Origin of the sequence: Methanobrevibacter sp., from assembly GCF_045586545.1 — an archaeon.
In the GTDB taxonomy this organism is placed as follows: domain Archaea; phylum Methanobacteriota; class Methanobacteria; order Methanobacteriales; family Methanobacteriaceae; genus Methanocatella.
In genome coordinates, this window is record NZ_JAZNAN010000064.1 from 1 (window position 1) to 21,947 (window position 21,947).

Genomic DNA, 21,947 nt, shown 5'->3' on the forward strand with positions numbered 1-21,947 from the left:
ATGCTCAAATACAAAGCCGAAATATACGGAAAAACATTCAGACAAATCAGCAGATGGTACCCATCAAGCAAAACATGCAGCAACTGCGGATACTACTATCAAGGCCTAAAATATGAAAAAAAATGGAAATGCCCACAATGCGCAATGATACATGATAGGGACATTAATGCAGGTAAAAACATTCTAAAACAAGGATTAATCGATTTAATCGATGAAACAATGAACCTCTGGGACAGGGGGGATAGCACGGTAATTCTACTTTCATGGGAGAGTATCAGCCCGTGAAGTAAGAATCCTCGACTTCTACAAAGTCGAGGTAGTTCAATTCTTTCAGTGCCTTTCTTGCTTCAGGAATAGGGAATAACGGATAAATATGGAATAAACCATTTCCCGTGACTAATTTTACATTAACATTATCCTTTTTTAGATTTTCAACATATTTCACGATGTCCTTGTAGAAAATCTCATTTTCCCCTGCAAAGATTAAAGTATCCGGCAAGCCAACATTATCCCCGAAAAGCGGACTTACACGATAGTCTTGAGTGTCCAAGTCACCGGCCCATGATTTTCCTATTTCCTTAAGGCCAACTTCGCCTAAAATAGGATCGTTTTCACTGTCATAAGGAGGATTGCTCATTGAAATATCAACCCAAGGTGAAAATGTAATTATTTTATCGGGCTGAGGCAGATTAACAGTTTTTAAATATTGGCAAAAAGAGTGGGCGAAACCTCCGCCTGCTGAGTCTCCCATTAATATCAAATTATCCCTTTGAATTAGATTTTTATATAAATCAGTGATTATTTCATAAGTTTCTTCGGATTTACCCTTAGGAGCGAGTGGATAAATCGGCGCCAGCACATAAGCATTCAGTTTTCGCGACAGCATAAGGCAATATAATAAATGCTGATAATTGATTTCCATTACGTAGGCTCCACCATGTATGTACAATATGGTGTTTTCGTCAGTTTCATCCCCAAATGTAAAAACTTGAGTTCCATCAAAATCAATGCTTTTGAAAATGCCTTTAGGTAACCTATTGTCTGATGGATTATTTAACAATTCGTCTACTTTTTCTTTTGAATCCATGAAATCCAGTTTTGTAGACCTTAAAATAGCTTCCTCTATTTTTGCGATGAATGATTTCTTATTTGACATTATATCAGTTAACTATTCAATTTTTGATTGTGATAACAGTACTATTCAAACCCAACACCCGTGAATAATCGATTTTATCAGCAATTTTATTTAAAATGCTGATATTGTCAAATTCAAGATTTTCATTTTCAATAACCGGGTTAAAATCAATCCCATTATCCTTTACAGATATCAGTATGTTTTCCTCATTATCTCTAACAATAACATCAATCGTATCTACCTTTTCATTAATGTTAATGATATTTACAAGCATTTCCTCAATAGCCAAACTAACCAATGCGGCTGATTTATTTCCCGCAAGATAATCTTGAACCTCCCTAGACAATTCAACAGCTTCTTTAATTTCACCATCAATTGTATGCTCGAATACCTTTTCATCATCATTGTGTTTGTTGATGAAGAATCCTGTGTATTCTTTATTGGTTTTCTTGTTAATGCGTTTTGAATAAGCAAAAATGAACAAGATTGTCAATAATTCTGCAATTGCAAATGAAATCCAAATTCCATTTCCTCCAATTATAAAAGACAATATAACTGCAACTGAAATCGGCAATGCAAAACCTTCAAGGAATGAAATGATTGCAGACAATTGATTTTTTTGAATTGCTTGAGCATAGAATGTATATAAAAATGTAATGGCAGTCCCCACATAACTTATTGCAAATATTCTTAAAGCGTTTAATACGACAGGAATGTCTGCAGGATTTTTGACACTATACAAGAAAAGTAAAGCATTCGGGTAAACAATGAATAAAACGGACAGTGCTAAGCTTGAAGCAACAACAATTTTTAAAGATCTTTTAATGATAAAACTAACTCCGGAATAGTCTTCTTCCTTAAAGTAGACAGATACGATTGGAGACATTGTCTGTGCCGTTCCGATTAAGAAAATATATAATATGAATAAACTGTTATAACAGATTCCAAATGCAACAACACCGGATTTTCCAACATAAAGACCGACTAAAAAGTTTATGACAAGCAATTTTAAAGTCAGATATAATTGAGTTGATGCGGATGAAAATCCTGAAGTTGCGATTTTTTTAAGGAACTTAAAGAAAGAATCGACTTTTAATTTTATAAATTCCAATGTGCGTTCTTTTTTAAAGAAGTAATATGAAATTAAAATGGATCCTACCAAATAACCTGTTGAAGTAGCTAATGCGGCACCTGAAAGACCTAAATTGAAAAAGCGAATATAAATTATATCACAACAGATATTAACAATATTGGCTATCAATATGGCTCTAAACGGTAATGTTGGTATACCGTCCGCCCTTATAAAATAAGATAGACTCATCATATAACATAAAAAGGGCATTCCAATAATTAATGCAACGAAATATTGTGTAACATCAGAAACCAGTTCAGGTTGTGAAGAGCATAAAAATTGAGAAATATTGCCTGAAAACAAAAGCCCTAAAATAGCAATCAAAATTCCGATTGATATAAGTGAAATAAGGGATACTGAAAAGTACGTATTGCTCTTTTCATCGTCAAATTCCGCTTTTGCAACAGAACAAAGTACGCTGCCACCAAGTCCAATCATCCAGTAAATAAGATTAACGAATGTCATTACTGGAGCAACAATTTGGATTGGAGCAAGATTGCTTGCACCAATTAAAAAACTTACAATTAAACCATCCACGAATAAACAGATATTACCTGCCATTGAGGTAAATAATGTGGGAAGGAAAAATTCTGAGAATTTTGATTTTAAAAGATTATAATTTCTATCATACATTATTTCATACTCCTAAACACTGAAGAAATCCAAATCATCCAAGAATTTAATAAAATTATAGATGTACTCTTCAGATACAAATGGCCATTTAATACCTAAGCGATATAATGCTTGAACAGTGTAGGTATTATCAACAGGCATCCAAATCTTTTTAACTTTTCCAGAACCGATTGAAGTAATGAGGCCAGATACCCCCTCTTGCTTTGATTTATCAGCAAGTGCTTCATCCAAAGCATTTTCATAATCTTCTTCTTCAGCAGGCTCTATATCCAATCCTAAAGGTTTGATAATGTCAATTATGTCTCCAAAGCAAACACTATGATAATCATATGGGTGGAAAACTGTGCATTCCTTAGGAGTTTTTGAAAGATTTACAATAGCTTTTGCTGTCATGTCAATTGGTGAAAATTCCACATTGCTCATCAACATTGAATAAGGCATTTTTCCAATTGTTACGAATGCCTTTAAACGATTGATGAATCCGTTTGATTCAAAGTTAATTTGGAATTCACTGTCTGAGCTTCTTGCCATTAGGTTTCCAACTCTCATAATTTTTACATCCAAATCATCTTCAACTGCTGCTTCCAAAACAGCACGTTCCGCTAAGAATTTAGAATTGAGATACTGATTATCCACTGCTTGGCCAATGAATAAATCATTTTCCGTGAATTTGACATCAATTGGAGGATAATTGTTTATGCTTTCACCCGCAATACTGTATGTGGATACTTGGACATACTTTGCACTTTTCATTTTTGCAAATTTAAGTCCATTTATTACACCCCCAAGGTTAATGTCTTCAATGTCCGTTCCAGATGAGAAGTGTTTCACGTTAGCTGCACAGTTGATTACAGTATCGATTTTTTCAGGAATGAGTTTTTCAAAGTCCGCAAAACTGGTAATGTCCCCTTCAATAACATGCAATCTTTCACTGAATTGTTCTGCATATTCATTTGAGAAGTAATAGAATAGCAGTGATTTTAATCTTTCTTCACCGCTTAATACTTTGTTGGATCTAATGAAACAGTAAACATCACCCATCTCATTTTCAAGTATTTCACGAAGCACATGGATTCCTAAAAATCCGGTAGCTCCAGTAAGCAAAATATTTCCAAGACTATCTTGAATTTCACCGTTGATAATTGTTTCGAGGTTGTTTTTCTTAAGAAACTCATTAATTTTAGAGTAGTCATAGGACAATTCTGATTTTTTCTCAACGGATTTGTCCGATAAGATAAATTCAGATAATGCTCTTGGAGTCGGATTTGAGAAAACATCTCCGTAGCTTAAATTATAATTTCTATTTAAAGCTTCCATAGTAATTTTAGTAACTAACAGTGATGTTCCACCAATTTCAAAGAAATTGTCAGTGACACTTACTTCATCAAGACCCAAAATCTCTGCAAACAGGTTTGCAAAGAATGCTTCAATGTCATTTTCAGGAGCGACATATTCTGTGATTAAAATTGGTTCAGGCAAGTTTCTTAAGTCAGTTTTACCATTTGCTGTCTGAGGCATTTCATCAAGTTCCATGTAAACTGTTGGAACCATATAATATACCAATTTTTCAGCAAGTGAAGCTTTTAAATCATCAATATCAATGGAATAACCGTTTTCTTCACGGTTTTCATCTTTGTATTCATCATGAACTGTGAAGTAAGCACATAAGTGGTCATTGCCTTTAATTTTTTTAACAACAACTGCTACAGATTTGATTCCAGGGAATTTTGAAAGTCCCACTTCAATTTCACCTATTTCAATTCTTAAACCCCTTAGTTTAATCTGGTTATCCATTCTTCCGAATACATAATAATCTCCATCTTCAGTGACTTTAACAAAGTCTCCTGAATGATAGAACCTAATTCCATTAATTACCTCATAGCTTTCAGCATTTTTCTCAGGACGGTTCAAATATTCTCTTGAAACTCCTTTTCCTCCAATAAACAACTCCCCGATAACATTAGGAGGTAATGGATTTGAGTCAAAGTCCATGACCCTTTCGTGAACATTGAATAATTCTTTTCCTATGTGGATATCTGGACTTTCAAGTAAAGTACCATTACAATAAACTGTTGTTTCTGTTGGCCCATACATATTAAATAGTTTACCATTGGAGTTTTCGGAAAGCAATTCATATAATCTTTGTGAAAATGGTTCACCCGCATGAATGTATACTTTAAATCCATACATTGTTTCCTGCATTGCTTCTATTTCCAAATATTGAAGCAATCTTGAAGGAGTGGCGATGTAAACATTCGCTCCACTTTTATGGATTAAGTCCATCATTTCAATCGGGTCTTTATATTCAGTATCATTGGCAAATACCATTGGAACTCCATTTAATAGGGATCCCATTAATTCTTGCTGGAACACATCGAAAGCGACTGTGGTTGTGGACAGCACCTTATAATCTTCTTTTTCAAGATTGTGCACCAGTTCATAAGTACAGACATTTCTTGGATCAGGATATACAAAGTTTGCAATGTTTCCGTGCTCTAAGATTACTCCTTTTGGAAGTCCTGTCGAACCGGAAGTATAAATAAGATACGCCATATTATTCGCATGCACATCAGGGTCAGGGTTAGTGGTATCTTCTTCTTCGAGCAATTCGTTAACATCCAATAAGTTTTCACTATAGTCGCTTAAATCAATGCCTTTTTTCTCAATTACATCATCTACAATGATGAATTTTGATTCACTGTCTGTTAAAACATGCTCAATTCTTTCTGAAGGATATTCTGAGTCTACAGGAATGAATGCCCCACCAGCTTTTAAAATACCAAATGCAGATGCTATTAGATTACTGTTCCTATTTAAGATAAACATTACCCTATCTTCAGGACCAACACCCCTTTTGATAAGGCTGTGGGCAATCCTGTTGGCTTTTTCATTTAATTGTGAGTAAGTGAATTCCCCATCAGTAGCATATAAGATTACTCTATCCGGATGCAGTTCAACTTGATTTTCAAATATTTTATTCAATCTGTCTTCAGGGATTTCATCATATTCCAAATCATCAACACTCCAATTATCGTTTTCGATGATTGAAATGTCCTTCATTAAAGTATTCTCATCAAATGTCTGGAATTTGTTCAAGACAATTCCAATACAATCAAGGAATGTGCTAATTAACCCTTCAGAATACAATTGATCATTATATTCGCAGAATATCCTGTATTTATTGTCAACTTCAACTACATTTACGTTTATTTTAAATTTCAATCCCTCATAGTCAATGGATTGCCTTTCGACAGTCATCCCCCCGATTTCAATGTCTTCAATAATTTTTCCGTGATATGCATACAATATTTCAGGAGCAATGTCAAATTCATTGGAAATCTCTGTTAGAGGATAGGATGAATAAGCCAATACATTCAACCATTCCCCATTGACATATTCCAAATATTCTTTAATAGTCGAATCTGAATTTAACTTCAATGCTAACGGAAGTGTTTTGACCATCATTGCTAATGTTTTTTGTTGATTTGGATTGAATCTACCATTAGTGATTGTTGCAATTAACGTATCGCGATTATAAACAAATTTGTTTAAGACAAATGATGTTGCGGCCAAGAATAAATTATTCTGACTAATGTTTGACTTGGAACAGAACTCATCAATAGGCTCCTTTTCTAAGAAAATATCAATCATTGAAGCCTTTCCTTGCGATTCATCGCCGTTAATATCTTGTGCGATAACAGTTGCATCATCAAATTCTTTAATTTTATTTGAGAAGAACAACTCTGCTTCTTTGTATAAACTGGACTGCTCCGTTTTGATTTCATTCAATGAATATTCAAATCCGTCGAGTTCCTCCAACTCGTAATCTTTTCCATCGTAGATTTTAGAGATTTCATCAAATAATATGTTTAAAGAAGTTCCGTCAACAATAATATGGTGGAAATCTGCAAGCAACATTGAGTCGCCAACAATTTTAAATCTGAATAACGGCCCTTCATCAAGTTTGAACGGTTTTACGAATTCTTCCAAATTCGCCTCGTCTGCAATCTCAATTAGACCATCAACTTTAAGGCCATCCCTTCTTTGTTGATAGACTTCACCATTATCCATGACAATCCTGGTTTTCAAATATGGATGATTTTCGATAGCGGTTATTATTGATGATTTGAGTTTATCCACATCAATACCCTCGCTGAATTCCATTTTCTTCGGAAGGTTATACGCCGTGTTTTCAGGATTTTTAATACAGTCGAAGTAAACTCCAAGTTGGTTTGAGGTTAATGGATATAACTCCTGAACATCACTGGATTCATTACTCTCAATTCTGATTTCAGAAGCTATTCTTTCAATAGTTTTATATTTTAATATTTCTGTAACATTTAACTGTGCGTTCAAGCTATTATAAATTGCAGAAGTTAATTTGATTACTGATAATGAAGTTAAACCTATGCTAAATAAATCCGTATTGACCCCGAACTCTTCAATGCCCAAAATTTCTGAAACTATATCAAACAATTCATTTTCAATATCTGTTCTTGGCTTTATGAATTCATCTACATCAATTTCAGGATCCGGCAAGTTTTTAAAGTCAGTTTTTCCATTTGGTGTTTTTGGAAATGCATCAAGTTGTGTGAAATATGATGGAACCATATACTCCGGCAATGAATCTACTAGGTGTTGTTTCAATTCTTCTGGATTAATATCCTCGGATGCAGTGAAATAAGCACATAAATGTTCAACATTATTAAGTTTTTTAACAACAACTTTTGAAAGGGCTATGTTTTCATAATTTGCAATTGCCCCCTCAATTTCAGATAACTCAATTCTTAAACCTCTGAGTTTAATTTGAGTATCATTACGTCCTGAAACATATAATTCACCATTCCCATCTTTTTTGCCCAAATCTCCAGTATTATAATATGGGATGTTGTTTAATGTTAAAAAGACTTTTTTCGTTTGTTCAAGGTTGTTTAAATATCCCCTAGCAATTCCTGCTCCACCGACATATATTTCACCAGTTACATAAGCAGGCAGCTGATTTCCATCGATATCCATTATTTTATCAACTACATTAAGCATCTTCCATCCTGCAGTAACTTCATTGGAATCAATTAATTTATAATGTGAAGCAATAGTCACCTCTGTTGGGCCATATGAATTATAAATATCCGCATCAGTGTATTTTGATAATCTATCATACAATACTGGAGGGAATCCTTCACCACCGACAATGATTACCTTACATTTTCCGACAACTTCCTGAATCTCTTCAAGTTGTAAGTATTCGAGCAATCTTGTTGGTGTTGAACCGAAACCTTCCGCATCAGTTTTTTTGAATAATTCGACTAATTGCAAGGGGTCAATTGCTTGTTCATCGTTAGCAAATACCACAGGCAAACCATTCAGAATTGTACCGAAGATTTCTCTTAGGAATACAATGAATGAAACGGTTGAAATAGAAATAAACTTGTTACATTTATGGTTTAACTCATAAATTGGAACATTCTCTTTAACATTAGCAATATAGTTTGTTATTCCCCTGTGAGTAATCATTACTCCTTTTGGTTTTCCGGTTGAACCGGAAGTATAAATTAAAAAACAAAGATTATCCGGTGTTAAATTAATTTCAGGATTAGCATCATCAGTTTCTTCAAGCAATTCAGAAATGTCAATTCTATTTTCACCATCATATTCAATCTCAGAGGATGTGATGACAAATCTTGAATCGCTGTCTTCTAAGATTTGATTAATTCTATTTTTTGGATAATTCGGATCAATAGGGATAAATGCTGCTCCTGCTTTGTTGATTCCTAAAACAGTAGCTATTAAATCACTGTTTCTCCTCATCATAAACATTACTCTATCTTCAATCTCAACTCCACGTTTAATTAAGCTATTGGCAATTTTATTTGCCTTTTTGTTTAATTCATCATATTTAAGCTCACCATCTTCAGCATAAAGTATTGTCTTATCAGGATTTTCGCTTGCGATATTTTCAAATACCTTATTTACAATTCCCTCATTAGCAAGTTCTATTTTAAAATCTTCATCTAATTCTATTTCGCTTCTAATTGAAATATCTTTTAATAACGCTTCACTTTCATAGAATCTGTCTAATAAAACATCCATTGAATCAAGGAAAGCTCTCATCAGTTCTTCTGAATAAAATGACTCATCATAACTAATGTTAATGTTTCCGCTTTCGAAATTGAATACTAATTTATAATCTTTCTTATCAAACTCATCAATGAAGAATAAAATTTCGCTTTCAAAGTTTAGTTTTTGATTATTTAAAAGAGGATATTTGTTGAATTCCTTGAATGATTTTTTAAAATCGCTTAAATATTCTTCTACGCTTAAATCTGTGTTGAAATGATAACCGGTAGCTTGTTTATTATATGCAATCAAAATATCTTTTGAAAATGAAAATTTAGTCAGATTATATAAGAAAGTTGCAAGCAATAATTTTTCTTTTGATAAACGATATTTATTAGCCAGATTTTTCAATTTATCAATATCTATCGGTTTAGATATTTTTATGAATTTTACTTTATCCCCGCTGACATCCGGAGAGATTGCAGTAGGATTATCAAAAGAGTTAATTAAATTATTATAATAGTTTTCCGCTTTGAAGAATTCTATTTCATTAACATTATAATCCCTGCATTTTTTAGAAGAATCCTGACTAACTTCTTTTATTAAATCTTTTAATCCCTGACCGATTAAATCAATTTCGCTTGCGCCGAAACAGGATTTGTCATATTCTATAAATATGGATTGAAGACCTTTTTTATCTGAGAAATTCTTATTGATTCTGAAGTGAAGTGGGAATTTAATGTCTTTTTGAAGTGTTAGAAATTTAGAATCATAATCTGTGGAATTTGACACTATTGAAATCATGGAAATGCAATCAGGATCAATACCTTCATTTCTCAAATCTGTAGTATATTCACTGAATTGTAATTTTGCATGGCTTAATCCTTCTTTTAGAACATTTTTTGAGTAACTGAGCAATTCATCAAATGTTAACTCTTCATTATACTCCAACCTTAACGGAATGGTATTTACAAACATTCCCAAAGCATCATTCTGTCCGAAGTATCTTCCATGAACTGAAGTGTTTAAAACTAAATCTTTGAATAATTTATTGTCTTTTTTAGATTTAGCCAAATATAAAAAACAAAGCGCTAAAGATGTGACAAATGGAGAATAATTGAAATTACGAACATTATCAAAAAGAACTTCGGCATAACCAAGTTCGGAATCCTCAAAAGAATACCAATCTTGAGAGTAGTCTTTTAGTGCATCCAACCAATATTTTTTATCGTTTTCAGCTTCGTCTGATTTTAAATAATCTAATTCTGCATCAACATATGTTTCATAGGAATAATCAAATGGAACAAATTCTGTGTTATTTTTAGCACATTCCACATACCTTTCAATTTCTTTAGGGACAATTGAATAAAGTGATGTTCCATCAAGCAGAATATGTTGCACAACACCTATAAGCACAGTTGAATCTTCTGTTTTCAAAACTGCCCATTTGTATAAAGGACTATCGAATATATCCTCAAAAGGATTATCCAAATAATCTTTTATAAAATCATCGATATCTTCGTCCACAATATCTAAAGAATCGACATTAACACTACTAACATCACTGAAATATTGCTTAAAATCCCCATTTTCATCATATTTAATTTGTAAATTTAAATATTCTTTTGAAATACATTTTATAGCCGATTTTACAATTTCAAAATCCTCCAAATCATAATTTTTTCTAAATTTAAGATAGAAAGAATCATTATGAGGATTATTAATTTCTGAAAACAATAACATTTTCTGAGCTGAAGATAAATTGAATAAATACATATGTCTCATCCCGCCTTGATTTGAGTCATTTCATTAAAAAAAAAATGATTTCATCCTATTTAATTAATAATATATAAAAAACCCATATAAATTTTTTATAATTTATAATCTTTAACATTTATAAAAAAAATTTGTGAATAGTTAAAAGAAAGAAAAATAGTAATGGCGTTAAAGGAAAATATTCCCCTCAAATTAACAACACACCTAAAAAGGATATCCGGGAACAGTCCACCAACGTCTCCAATCAATGAAATCAAAGAAATCCATATTCTCACCTCCAAAAATCTATTTTTTTAATTCAACAGTTTCGATACAAATATTTTTAAGTTTTTCAGTTTTGAACTATCACACTTAATACTTAGTATATTAAAGGCCATATATAAATTTTTTCGAATGTAAGCGCTCACTTGCATCTTAAAATTATAAAAAAAGAAATTTAAACAATTATTTAGAAAAAATAAGCAATTTAAAAAATAATATACTATAAAAAAGCCATGAATACAATTAATTATTTTTTAATTTTTAATAGAGGTCTAACTCTACTTTAGTCAACTCCCCTTGTCATCATATTCTAACCGGCAGGGGTTTTTGCACCGATTGTGAACTTGACAACCCCCTACACCAACCGTTAATCTCTTAAGAAAAAGAAAATATTGCCATCATATTGCCCGGAATGCCACTTTATTGATGAATCCCTCCATCATGCCAACCTACATACTTGAACAAAATATTTAAAATTAATATAAAACAAAAATAATTATAGTGATTTTATGAATATTATTAAAAATTATAATGAAAAAGAGTTAACATTTTCAATTGAAGGCCGTATTGATACAATAACTTCGCAAGAATTAGATAATGAGATTCAGGAGGAAATAGGTAATTTCGACTCATTGGTAATGGATTTTAATGATGTGGAATACATCTCAAGTGCAGGACTTAGAGTTCTAATTGCAACCCAAAAGAAACTGAAACCCGAAAATATTCCATTTATTATCAAAAATGTTAATGATAGTGTTAGTGAAATATTCAGAATGTCAGGTTTTGATAAAATCCTCAAGATAAAATGAATACAATTACATTAAAACCAGAAATAAACGAATTATACACTTTAAACGAGTTTATTTTAAATAAACTTCCAAAAGAAAATTTTCAAATCAATCTAATCGTTGAAGAGGTTTTTGTAAATATTGTTTATTATTCAAAAACTGATTTTATTACAGTTAATGCAGAGTATGAAAATGAAACATTGACATTGGAGTTTATTGACAATGGAATTGAATTTAATCCTCTTTTAAAAGAAGATCCTAAAACTCCTGAAAACATTGATGACACTCAAATCGGAGGATTGGGTATTTTTTTAGCTAAAAAAATGGCTGATGAACTGGATTATCACTACATAAATGGTGAAAATCACTTGAAAATAATTAAAAAAGTGGAATGATGAAATCTAAACTAAAAAAAATAGCAATATCTTTTATATTAATATTACTAATTAATATCCTATTTTCTCCAACATTTTTTTGGGAATTAGGATTGGAAAATCCCCACGTTGGACTGTTATTTGTTTTAGGTTTATTATTTGGCCCATATGGTGCTTTAGGTGCAGTACTTGCAAATATACTATTGGATTTTTTAAATGGATTCAGTCCAATCGAAATAATTGCTTCAGCCATTTTCAGTTTTGGAGTTTCCTATTTAGCATATAAACTTTGGTATTCTGGTTTTAAAGCCAAAGAAATTACAAAACCAAAATTAGATAATACTTATCACCTACTTCTATTCTTATCAATCATATCTATATGTGGATTGGTCTATTCCGCAATTCATGGAAATTTATTAGGCATTTTTATCGAACCTAAAATAAGTATCTATTACTTCATTACATATTTTTTAAACTTTATTAATGTTGCATTTATTTTTGGAATACTAATTTTGTTGTTTTCTGATAAAATTGATTTTATAGAAACTCCTAAATCATCAAAAAAAGTTATCAATAAAAGATTATATCGAATAATATTTTATTTATTAATTATTGCTACAATAATTGCATCCATATCCGCAATTGTAGGTATGGACAGAAATATTATGACTGGAGTAACAATATTAGTTGGAATCTTATTATTCGGTTATCTGACAAAACCTTTTGTATTTGAAATCCAACCTAATGATGAAGACACAATAATTGAAAAGATTATGAGGAATTTTCTCATAATAATACTGGTCATTACAATTTTTGGAGTATTAATTTCCATTTTAAGTTATAATTTTATTACTCAGATTAACAATATAAATCCATATATATATTTAATGCCTTTACTCTTCATAACTGACGTGAGTATACTCTTATTCTTCATTCCGGGAATTATTATTTTCAGATATGTTGAAACGAAAGTAATTCAGCCTATTTCATCATTTTCTGAAATTGAAAGGTTTATTAAGGAAGACGAAAAAATCGAAGCCGAAGGATTGGTGAATGTCTATTCCAAATATATCAATGAAAAAACTGAAATTGGGACACTTGCCCGCTCTTATACTGATTTAATCAAACATAATAACAATTATATTGAGAATATTCGCGAAATTGAAGGTGAAAAGGAACGCATTAATGCGGAACTGGATATTGCAACTAAAATTCAAGCAGCCAGCCTTCCTACCGAGGAAATTGAGTGTGATGAATTCATTGTTAATGGATTTTCTCAACCTGCCAAAGAGGTTGGAGGAGACTTTTTCGATTATTACATGATAGATGAGGATAATTTGGCCATTGTAATTGGTGATGCATCAGGCAAAGGTGTTCCAGCAGCGCTAGTCGCAATGATTACTCAGGTTGTAATTAAACAAATGATTAAACACGACCAAGATCCATCAAAAATACTGCACTCGCTAAATAATCAATTATGTCAAAACAACCCTGAATCCATGTTTATAACATTATGGCTTGGAATCTATAATAAAACAACTCAAAAAGTAACATTTTCAAATGCGGGACACAATCCCCCGTTAATAAGAGAAAATGATGAATTTAGATATTTGGATATTGATAGTGGAATCGTTTTAGGAGTTATGGAAGATTTTGAATATGTAACCGAAGAGTTAACATTGACAGATGAATTGATTACCTATACTGATGGAATAACTGATGCCAATAACAGCAATGATGATATGTACGGTGAAGATAAATTATTAAACTTCTTTAATGAATTCAAAAGTGATAACGATCCTATTCGACCATTATTAAAAGATATTGATAACTTTACTGAAAATCAAGCCCAATTTGATGACATGACACTAGTATATTTAAAGATAAAATGATTAAGATAGCTTATTGTAATGTGGAAAATTTAGATTTGAAAAAGGCTTACGGATTGGTTCCTAAAAATCGTCAGGAAAAAATAGATTTCTATAGATTTGACAAGGATAAAAAGCTAAGTGCCGGAGCATATCTGCTTTTGAAAAAACTACTTGATGAGGAGAATATCACAAAACCCGTTTTTAAAACTGAAAAATATGGCAAAGCATACATCTCAAACTATGACAACATACATTTTAATCTGAGTCATTCAGGTAAAATAGTTTTATGTGCAATATCTGATATGGAAGTTGGAGTTGATGTTGAATATAACGACCCTGCAATTGATTTAAACATAGCAAAAAATTACTTCTACAACAGTGAATATGAAAGCATCATGAAATCCAATGAACCATCAGCGGAATTCTTCAAATATTGGGTTTTAAAAGAAAGTTATATGAAATATACTGGCCTTGGAATGAATTTAGAATTAGATAGCTTTGAAATAATAATCAAAGATAGAATTAGACTTAAAAATGATGATGAAAATTTAAGATTTAATTTGTTTGATATTGATCAATATAAAATAGGAATCAGCAGCCATTATGATGTTAGCGAGTTAATCGAATATAATGTCAATGAACTACTAAATTAAACCTCCCCAACCTTAAAGAGGTTAGGGCATTCTTTCATTATAAGATAAAAATATTTAAAAAAATTATTTAAATTTAAAGACAAAAAATTAATCAAAGGAGGTGTGAAAATAAAAAAAGCTACAACAATAGTTTTGATATCTCTAATATTTCTGTTATCTTTATCCTACACTTATGCACAGGATTTAAATGATGAAAATGATGAGCTGAATTTAGATTCAAATGATTTGCAACAATTAGAAATGACACCCCCCCTCTGACGATGAGTCTTCTGATGAAACTCTTTTAGCCAGCGAATCAACAAGCGATACTAACCAACAGGCTTATTTAGTATTGGATAATGATGCAGATAAAGAGAATATCTGCCTTGGAGATACTGTTACATGGATTGTAAGCGTCCTAAACAAAGGCCCTGATACTGCAAAAAACGTTAAAGTATCTGACCAATTGCCTGATGGTTTAAAATATATCAAACACACAACCACTAAAGGAACATTCGATCCAGCATCAGGAATATGGGATATAGGCGATTTAAGTGTAGACGATGGAGAAGTATTCCTAAATATACTTACCAAATCAGTATCTGTTGGTGAAAAAATAAACAAGGCAAAATTAACAAGCGACACCGACAATCTGAATGATAATGGAAGCTATGAAGAAGAGATAGATGTTTTTGAAAACTCTGGAAATTCAGAATCTGAAAAGCTTCACAAATCTGCACATACAGTTATGCACCCAACCTCAAATCCAATCGCCATGATTGTTATTTCATTATTTGCAATTCTGATATCCTTTAAAAGAATCAGAATATAATTCTGCATAACATGAAATTTTAAAAAAAAGAATAAAAAAAGGGATTATATAATCCCTATCTATTTATTTCTGTGGATGGAAAATTAAACAACAATATAAATCATTGTTCAGCCCTATTCCTGCCCAATTCCTTATCTTTTATATTGCAGTACACCGCACCAATACCCAAATACTGAGCAGCAAATATTAAAAGTCCGAGAAACATACCTACAAAATCATCGATTCCATAAACCACAGGCAAATGGGATTCTATAAATGTTAAAATTACAATAACGACTATAATTGAAGTATAGTCTCTTGCATAATGTCTCCATCCAAATAAATCAATAATTCTGTATATGGCTTTTAAATCAAAAGCTGCCATGATACTTTTTGTATCCGCCAATCTAGCTAAAGCCACTTCTCCAAAAAAGCTAGTAATGTAAAATACCATTCCTCCTACAATGAGGAAAATTATTGTATGGAGTGGATTGTGATTAAATAATAAATATATAGTTTTATTAAAGTCTAATAACATTTCTTCTAAATTAAAAGCCGGAAAATTTAATGGATGAGATATGAAAGTTAAAATAATTCCTTGAAAAAGAAAAAATACCATATACACAAATGATCCTTTAATTCCTAAATCAAGAACATCTTTGGGCATGATTTTAGGCAATCTATGACCATGATTTATCCTATCACGGGTTATTGACAACCCATAACCTGTTAAAATAACTGAAATACTAACCGAGATTATAAATCCCACTTCCCAACCAGGATCCCTTACAGAAAAATCTGAAATCAGATTTATTATAAATATCAATATGGTTATAAATACAAAAAATGGTATATTATAACTGCAATACTCCCATACTTTTTTTAATGTATACGCCGGCATTAACTACTCCCCAATAATTAATTGTAATTTAAAAAATAAATAGTTTATTTAAGCAAAATTTTAGAAAACAGATATAACCATTCCCGATTAATATAAATTTCAAAATTCTTCCTCACAGAATATTCCAAATAATACTCTTTTAACAATGAATATATTTTTTGATTATATATACCAATTGCGAAATAATTTATTAACAATGAAAATAAAAAATAATTTTATGGATTACATGCCCATTTTCGAGTTAATAGTTACAGTACTAATATTTTTAGTTTTATTTAAAATAGGAAAGAGGATATACAATAAAATAGACAATAGCGAAAGCAGATATCTAAATCCCGATGAATATCTTCCTAAAGAAGAGATTCAATCATTAAAACAAGTTTTTTATTTGATTATGATGCTATTGTTCTTCATATTCCTATTATATACCTTAATATATGTGGATAATGACTATCTCGCAATAGCAGGATTGGAAATCGTTGTCCTATTGTATGTTACATTAACTCTGGATTATAGTTCCTGGAAAAATAAGATATTATTCCTTTTGCTAATACCTTACGGGTCTATTTCTTTTCTAATTTTTGAATATACTCCTGTGGTATATCTTGACATTCTCCACGTTCTCGCATATGCATATTTAATTAAAATATATTATGATAAATTTAGGCAGTATACACAAACAAACAGTTTAGGAATAACCATTATTTTATTATTCGCAATCATATTCATTAGTTTTCTTGTTACAAGTATCGTTGAAGGCGTTGGGCCATTGAATTCATTGGTAATGGTTTCAAATGCATTCACAAGTAACGGTTATGCAATTTTAGGAAATTCAAGTGCAGGCAAATTAAACGCTTTAATCTTGGTTTGGGCAGGATATGTGCTGTCTGGAGTAGGTACCGCCACATTAACTGCAGCAATTTTAATGAGGCACTTTAATAAAAAATTTGATAGATTAGAAGAATTGATAAAGGAAAATGACAAATAATTTTTTTAAAAATAATCTATTTTTAAAGGCAAATCGCCAATAATATCGGCTCTTTTTGAAATGGCTATTGTATCCTCAAGCCTGACTCCAAATTCGCCTTCCAAATAGATTCCCGGCTCTACTGTTATGACCATACCCTTTTCAATTACTGTTTCATCACGAAGGGAAAATCCTGGAGTTTCATGAATATCAAGGCCTAAACTATGCCCAGTTGAGTGAATGAATTTCTCTTCATAGTCATAATCTGCAATAATATCGCGAGCAACCTTATCAATGTCTGAACATTTAAGACCTGGCTTAATAGCTTTAATTGCCTTATCATGAGACTCGGCTACAATATCCCAAATCTCCTGCTGGTGTTCTGTATAAACCATTGTACGGGTGTTATCGGAACAATAACCTTCAAAAATAGCTCCCCAATCAATTAAAATTGGTTGTTCTAATGTTTTGTCCTGTGGAATTGCATGTGGAAGACTTGAAGCAGGACCGCTTGTAACGATTGTATCAAATGATTCCTTAAAAGCCCCGTTTTCAATCATTAATCTATTCAAATCAAAAGCAACTTCCTTTTCAGTGCCATTATTATTCAGAATATCCAACTGCAGGAATGATTTTTGAGCAATTTCGGTTGCCTTTGTGATTTTTTCAATCTCATCAGGGGTTTTAATCATTCTCTGTCTATCGATATATGTTTTTGCATCGATTTCAAAATCATCCCTAAATTTTACATATGTGCTGAAAGGCAAGCTCGGCTCAATTGCAAGATTTTTAATGCCCTCTTTTTTTAGCTCATCTATCATCACATCATAGGATTCATACTCTTTAACTTCAATTGTTGAATCCTTCCTTGCAAGTTCCATATCCATACCGGAAGCATAGATAATTGGATTTTCTTTTATAACACAAAAAGCGAAACTAGTTGGCTTATAACCCGAGATGTATTGAACATTTGTAAACTGTGTCAGCAAATAAGCCTGAAAATTATCATTTTCCAAATCTTTTAAAATATTATCAATATGTAAGTCCATAATACTATTTAGAAAAAACTTTTATATATAAAATTAGATATTTTAAAATCATGTTCAAATTTACAAGCAGTGAAGTGAGAGATTTAATAATTGCATTTATCGTGATTTCACTTTGTTTTGCAATAGCTAATGCAGGACGGGATGTTAATGCAATACTTTCCTTATTACCACTGATTATGGTTGGTGTAGGTGCAGGGTTTATTCTGCACGAACTTGGACACAAATTTGTGTCAATGAAATATGGATACTGGGCCGAATTCAAATTATGGCCTCAAGGACTCCTATTTGCACTGATTACATCATTTTTAGGATTTGTATTTGCAGCACCTGGTGCAGTTTACACTTATGCTAATTATATGACTGATGAAATCAACGGTAAAATATCAATTGCAGGACCGATTGTCAATATAATCCTTGCATTAATATTTTTAGGCATTGCAGTTTCAGTTTATCAATCCGCATTATATTCAGAAACCTATGCATTAATATTTATTGTATGTGCATTAGGTTACTCCATCAATAGTTTTTTAGCAGCATTCAACTTGCTTCCTATTGGAAACCTGGACGGATCAAAAGTTCTTAACTGGAACTTTGGAATTTGGATTGTTACAATAGCGATTGCTGGAATAATGACAGTGCTATCAATGACAATTGGTGTTCAAGATTTAGTTAGAATAATATTGGGAATTTAAAATGGTAGAAGAACTTACATACTTTAAAGGAACTCACAGAGTAATAGCTCCTAAAAAGACAATTGAAATCAATGAGGATAAATTAAAAACAGCTGGAATAACCCGTATTGCAGACATTACAGATTTAGATAGGATTGGAATGCCTGTCTTTACTGCAATCAGGCCAACTGCTGAAGAGGGAGCCATTAGTATCTATGGCGGAAAAGGAATATCAAAAGACCATGCCAAAGCTTCGGCAATGATGGAAGGCTTTGAGAGATATTCCGCAGAAAGGCAGGACACCGATGAAACTATAATTGCAACCCCTCAAGAGATAGCTGAAAGAGGAAATTATATTGAACTAAGATCTTTAAATCTGCCTCAAAATTTAGAAAAGCAGGATTTAAGCAATGTTAAATTAGAATGGAGTGTTGCACATGATTTAATTTCAACTGAAGATTTTTATGTTCCTTCAAATGCTGTTTTCCATCCTTATAACAATGATTCTGTCCTAAGCCTATTCAAATCAAATACCAATGGACTTGCTTCCGGCAATGTCCTTGAAGAAGCAATATTACATGGAATGTTTGAAGTGATTGAAAGGGATGCATGGAGCATTTTTGAGTTAACCCATAAAAATTACTCACAAATCAATTTAGACACTATTGAAAGCGACCTCATTAATGAAACAATTGAAAAATTTGAATCTGAAGGCATTAAAATCAAGTTAATGGACTTTACAGCCGATATAAAAATCCCAACAATAGCGGCTTCAGCTGATGATACAATAACTAAAGACGCCGGACTTTTAACCTTAGGAATGGGAACCCATTTGGACCCGGAAGTCGCAGTTTTAAGGGCTTTGACTGAAGTGGCACAAAGCAGAGCAACACAGATTAATGGAGCCCGTGAAGATACCGTTAGAGCAGATTTTGCACGTGAAGCAGGTTACAGACGAATGAAAAAGATTAATAAAATTTACTTCCAAGAAGAAGAAAATCAAATTAATCTTTCAGATATTGAAAATAAATCAACACCTTCAGTAACTGAAGACATTGAAATTGTTAAAGAAGAATTAATCTCCAATGACATTAAACAAATTTTATACACTGATTTGACAAGACCTGAACTGGATGTAAGCGTTGTTCGTGTAATAATTCCTGAAATGGAGCTTTATGCACTTGATCCGAACCGTGCAGGATACAGATTTTTAAAAGTATGATATCATGATTAAAGTTATAATCTATGCTGGTTTATCAATTCCTTTTGATGAAGCTAAAGAAATTCTAGATTCAACCGATGATGTTGAAGTAGTTTATAAAAGGCCGATAAAAAGAGGGGATTTGGGTGCGGCCTTAAAAGAAAATCCCGACATTATCGGAATAATCGATGGAGTTTTTCACCAGAACTCCGCAGTAGGGCATAAGGAAATCCTTAATGTGATGAAAAAAGGAATTGAAGTGTATGGTGCATCAAGCATGGGTGCCTTAAGGGCATCAGAACTTGATACATTAGGAATGACCGGAATAGGTTATGTATATAAACAATATGCCGACGGCATTGTTGATTCTGACGATGATGTGGCAGTGATGCTTGACTCTGAAACCTTAGAAGCATTATCAGAACCACTGATTAATATGAAATACGTTTTTGAAAATGCAGTATCTGAAAACATCATTACTGAAGAGGAAAAAGACGAATTATTATCTATTTCTAAAAAAACATATTATCCTAAAAGAAATTACGCTCAAACATTAGCTGATTCCAGCCTGGACAGTGACAAAAAAGACAAGCTTATCAATTTCATTCGCGAATCCAAAGATATCAAAAAGGAAGACGCAAAAGAACTGCTAAAGTACATTTATGACATGATACAATGAATATAGAAAATAGAATTGATATAGTTAAAGACATTTTAAAAGACAAAAAAGTAGCTATCGGTTTTTCTGGAGGGGCAGATTCTACATTAATAGCCTATTTGTCCTCAAAAGTGGCCGAAGAAACATTAGCCATTACAATTGACAATCATCTAATGCCAACTAATTTTATCAATCATGCGAAGAATATGTGCAATCTGTTTGGAATAAGGCATGAAATAATTGATATTGACTTCTATGATGATGAGGAATTCCTTTCAAACTCTTCAAGCAGATGTTATACCTGCAGAAACCTAATGTATACAAAAATTAAGAAACTAGCCATGAAAGAGGGTTTTGATTTTATTTGTGATGGAAATAACATTAGCGATCTTGTTAATGACAGACCCGGAATTCTAATTACATACGCACAGGGATTTGAAACTCCATTGATTAAAGCAAAATTAACTTCAAAAGACATTCATGAATACTTAGACAAAAATCATGTTAAGTATTCTAAATCCACAACCTGCCTTGCCACTAGAATTCCAACAAATACTCCAACCACAAGAGAAAAAATTGAAAGGATTAGTCATGGTGAAGACTACATCTTATCCAACACCAACTGCGAAATAGTGAAAGTTAGAGATTTTGAAGAATTTTGTATATGTGAAGTAGATAAGATTAGTGAAATTCTAGAAGATGATAAATTTATGCTGATTAATGATGAATTAAATGGACTAGGTTGGCAGAAAGTTACTTTAAATTTATCGCAAATCGATGATAATGACAAGATAACTATTGACTATTATGAAGGTTCATTTTCATACAAACTCCCATTCAAAATCAACATTGAAAATTCGAAAAAACAACTCAAAAATGAAATAACTTTCGAAAATGAAAATCAGATAAAAATAGAAAATATTGAAATAAATGAAAATGGCTTAATAAAAGGAAATAATTTCAAAAGTTATGAAAATGCCTTAGATAACTTTATGGAACTGTTACCTAAGCTAAGAAGAAATGTTTAATA

At 31.9% G+C, this 21,947-nt stretch carries 16 protein-coding genes; 11 read left to right on the plus strand and 5 right to left on the minus strand.

Annotated features, from left to right (window positions below; genetic code table 11):
• Positions 1-285, plus strand: a 285-nt coding sequence (locus tag ACKI3D_RS05160) for a zinc ribbon domain-containing protein (protein ID WP_407392673.1), incomplete at its 5' end; no start/stop codon positions are given.
• On the opposite strand, the gene ACKI3D_RS05165 is transcribed toward ACKI3D_RS05160, so the two are convergent.
• From ACKI3D_RS05165 to ACKI3D_RS05175, 3 genes are read right to left on the minus strand one after another with little or no spacing between them, the layout of a single operon-like run.
• Positions 275-1,156: an alpha/beta hydrolase fold domain-containing protein gene (locus ACKI3D_RS05165; RefSeq protein WP_407392674.1), complete on the minus strand. Its 882-nt coding sequence runs from the start codon at positions 1,154-1,156 to the stop codon at positions 275-277. The genes ACKI3D_RS05160 and ACKI3D_RS05165 overlap by 11 nt on opposite strands.
• Positions 1,157-1,172: 16 nt before the next feature.
• Positions 1,173-2,900 (minus strand): MATE family efflux transporter, encoded by a 1,728-nt coding sequence (locus tag ACKI3D_RS05170; RefSeq protein ID WP_407392675.1) that lies wholly within the window; start codon positions 2,898-2,900, stop codon positions 1,173-1,175.
• A 12-nt stretch (positions 2,901-2,912) separates the two neighbouring features.
• Entirely contained in the window at positions 2,913-10,733 is a 7,821-nt protein-coding gene (locus ACKI3D_RS05175; protein WP_407392676.1) for an amino acid adenylation domain-containing protein, read from the minus strand.
• A 770-nt stretch (positions 10,734-11,503) separates the two neighbouring features.
• On the opposite strand from ACKI3D_RS05175, the gene ACKI3D_RS05180 reads away from it, so the two are divergent.
• The 5 genes from ACKI3D_RS05180 to ACKI3D_RS05200 all read left to right on the plus strand — a co-directional run bounded on the left by ACKI3D_RS05180 (position 11,504) and on the right by ACKI3D_RS05200 (position 15,491).
• The gene (locus tag ACKI3D_RS05180) at positions 11,504-11,803 is read left to right on the plus strand and encodes an STAS domain-containing protein (protein ID WP_407392677.1); all 300 of its coding nucleotides are present in this window, start codon (positions 11,504-11,506) and stop codon (positions 11,801-11,803) included.
• Complete coding sequence (locus tag ACKI3D_RS05185; RefSeq protein ID WP_407392678.1) at positions 11,800-12,177, plus strand: ATP-binding protein; 378 nt, start codon at positions 11,800-11,802, stop codon at positions 12,175-12,177. Before ACKI3D_RS05180 ends, ACKI3D_RS05185 begins: the two co-directional genes overlap by 4 nt.
• A gap of 92 nt (positions 12,178-12,269) precedes the next feature.
• Positions 12,270-14,048, plus strand: a complete 1,779-nt coding sequence (locus ACKI3D_RS05190) for a PP2C family protein-serine/threonine phosphatase (RefSeq protein WP_407392679.1) — start codon at positions 12,270-12,272, stop codon at positions 14,046-14,048.
• Positions 14,045-14,680: a 4'-phosphopantetheinyl transferase family protein gene (locus ACKI3D_RS05195; protein ID WP_407392680.1), complete on the plus strand. Its 636-nt coding sequence runs from the start codon at positions 14,045-14,047 to the stop codon at positions 14,678-14,680. The genes ACKI3D_RS05190 and ACKI3D_RS05195 overlap by 4 nt, the downstream gene beginning before the upstream one ends.
• Positions 14,681-15,011: 331 nt before the next feature.
• Positions 15,012-15,491 carry a DUF11 domain-containing protein gene (locus tag ACKI3D_RS05200; protein WP_407392681.1) on the plus strand — a complete coding sequence of 160 codons (480 nt, stop codon included), beginning with the start codon at positions 15,012-15,014 and terminating at the stop codon, positions 15,489-15,491.
• A 100-nt stretch (positions 15,492-15,591) separates the two neighbouring features.
• On the opposite strand, the gene ACKI3D_RS05205 is transcribed toward ACKI3D_RS05200, so the two are convergent.
• Positions 15,592-16,371: a DUF4013 domain-containing protein gene (locus ACKI3D_RS05205; RefSeq protein WP_407392682.1), complete on the minus strand. Its 780-nt coding sequence runs from the start codon at positions 16,369-16,371 to the stop codon at positions 15,592-15,594.
• 217 nt (positions 16,372-16,588) lie between these two features.
• Between ACKI3D_RS05205 and ACKI3D_RS05210 the strand changes: the two genes are divergently transcribed.
• Complete coding sequence (locus ACKI3D_RS05210) at positions 16,589-17,359, plus strand: hypothetical protein (protein WP_407392683.1); 771 nt, start codon at positions 16,589-16,591, stop codon at positions 17,357-17,359.
• 5 nt (positions 17,360-17,364) lie between these two features.
• Here the strand turns inward: ACKI3D_RS05210 and ACKI3D_RS05215 are convergent, their stop codons facing one another.
• The gene (locus tag ACKI3D_RS05215) at positions 17,365-18,387 is read right to left on the minus strand and encodes a M24 family metallopeptidase (RefSeq protein WP_407392684.1); all 1,023 of its coding nucleotides are present in this window, start codon (positions 18,385-18,387) and stop codon (positions 17,365-17,367) included.
• Between the two features lie 50 nt (positions 18,388-18,437).
• Between ACKI3D_RS05215 and ACKI3D_RS05220 the strand changes: the two genes are divergently transcribed.
• Genes ACKI3D_RS05220 through ACKI3D_RS05235 form a run of 4 tightly spaced genes read left to right on the plus strand, consistent with a single transcriptional unit; the run spans position 18,438 to position 21,945 of the window.
• Positions 18,438-19,079 carry a site-2 protease family protein gene (locus tag ACKI3D_RS05220; protein ID WP_407392685.1) on the plus strand — a complete coding sequence of 214 codons (642 nt, stop codon included), beginning with the start codon at positions 18,438-18,440 and terminating at the stop codon, positions 19,077-19,079.
• Position 19,080: 1 nt separating this feature from the next.
• On the plus strand, positions 19,081-20,280 hold the full coding sequence (locus ACKI3D_RS05225; protein WP_407392686.1) for a YcaO-related McrA-glycine thioamidation protein: 1,200 nt from the start codon (positions 19,081-19,083) through the stop codon (positions 20,278-20,280).
• Positions 20,281-20,284: 4 nt separating this feature from the next.
• Positions 20,285-20,938: a TfuA-related McrA-glycine thioamidation protein gene (locus ACKI3D_RS05230; RefSeq protein ID WP_407392687.1), complete on the plus strand. Its 654-nt coding sequence runs from the start codon at positions 20,285-20,287 to the stop codon at positions 20,936-20,938.
• Positions 20,935-21,945, plus strand: a complete 1,011-nt coding sequence (locus ACKI3D_RS05235; protein ID WP_407392688.1) for an ATP-binding protein — start codon at positions 20,935-20,937, stop codon at positions 21,943-21,945. Before ACKI3D_RS05230 ends, ACKI3D_RS05235 begins: the two co-directional genes overlap by 4 nt.
• Positions 21,946-21,947 lie beyond the last annotated feature (2 nt).

Bases quoted from the DNA above. Each gene is read 5' to 3' on its own strand.
- ACKI3D_RS05235 (WP_407392688.1), top strand. From the start codon at position 20,935: ATGAATATAGAAAATAGAATTGATATAGTTAAAGACATTTTAAAAGAC.
- ACKI3D_RS05170 (WP_407392675.1), bottom strand. From the start codon at position 2,900: ATGTATGATAGAAATTATAATCTTTTAAAATCAAAATTCTCAGAATTT.
- ACKI3D_RS05180 (WP_407392677.1), top strand. From the start codon at position 11,504: ATGAATATTATTAAAAATTATAATGAAAAAGAGTTAACATTTTCAATT.
- ACKI3D_RS05225 (WP_407392686.1), top strand. From the start codon at position 19,081: ATGGTAGAAGAACTTACATACTTTAAAGGAACTCACAGAGTAATAGCT.
- ACKI3D_RS05205 (WP_407392682.1), bottom strand. From the start codon at position 16,371: ATGCCGGCGTATACATTAAAAAAAGTATGGGAGTATTGCAGTTATAAT.
- ACKI3D_RS05175 (WP_407392676.1), bottom strand. From the start codon at position 10,733: ATGTATTTATTCAATTTATCTTCAGCTCAGAAAATGTTATTGTTTTCA.
- ACKI3D_RS05230 (WP_407392687.1), top strand. From the start codon at position 20,285: ATGATTAAAGTTATAATCTATGCTGGTTTATCAATTCCTTTTGATGAA.
- ACKI3D_RS05215 (WP_407392684.1), bottom strand. From the start codon at position 18,387: ATGGACTTACATATTGATAATATTTTAAAAGATTTGGAAAATGATAAT.
- ACKI3D_RS05210 (WP_407392683.1), top strand. From the start codon at position 16,589: ATGGATTACATGCCCATTTTCGAGTTAATAGTTACAGTACTAATATTT.
- ACKI3D_RS05185 (WP_407392678.1), top strand. From the start codon at position 11,800: ATGAATACAATTACATTAAAACCAGAAATAAACGAATTATACACTTTA.
- ACKI3D_RS05195 (WP_407392680.1), top strand. From the start codon at position 14,045: ATGATTAAGATAGCTTATTGTAATGTGGAAAATTTAGATTTGAAAAAG.
- ACKI3D_RS05165 (WP_407392674.1), bottom strand. From the start codon at position 1,156: ATGTCAAATAAGAAATCATTCATCGCAAAAATAGAGGAAGCTATTTTA.
- ACKI3D_RS05220 (WP_407392685.1), top strand. From the start codon at position 18,438: ATGTTCAAATTTACAAGCAGTGAAGTGAGAGATTTAATAATTGCATTT.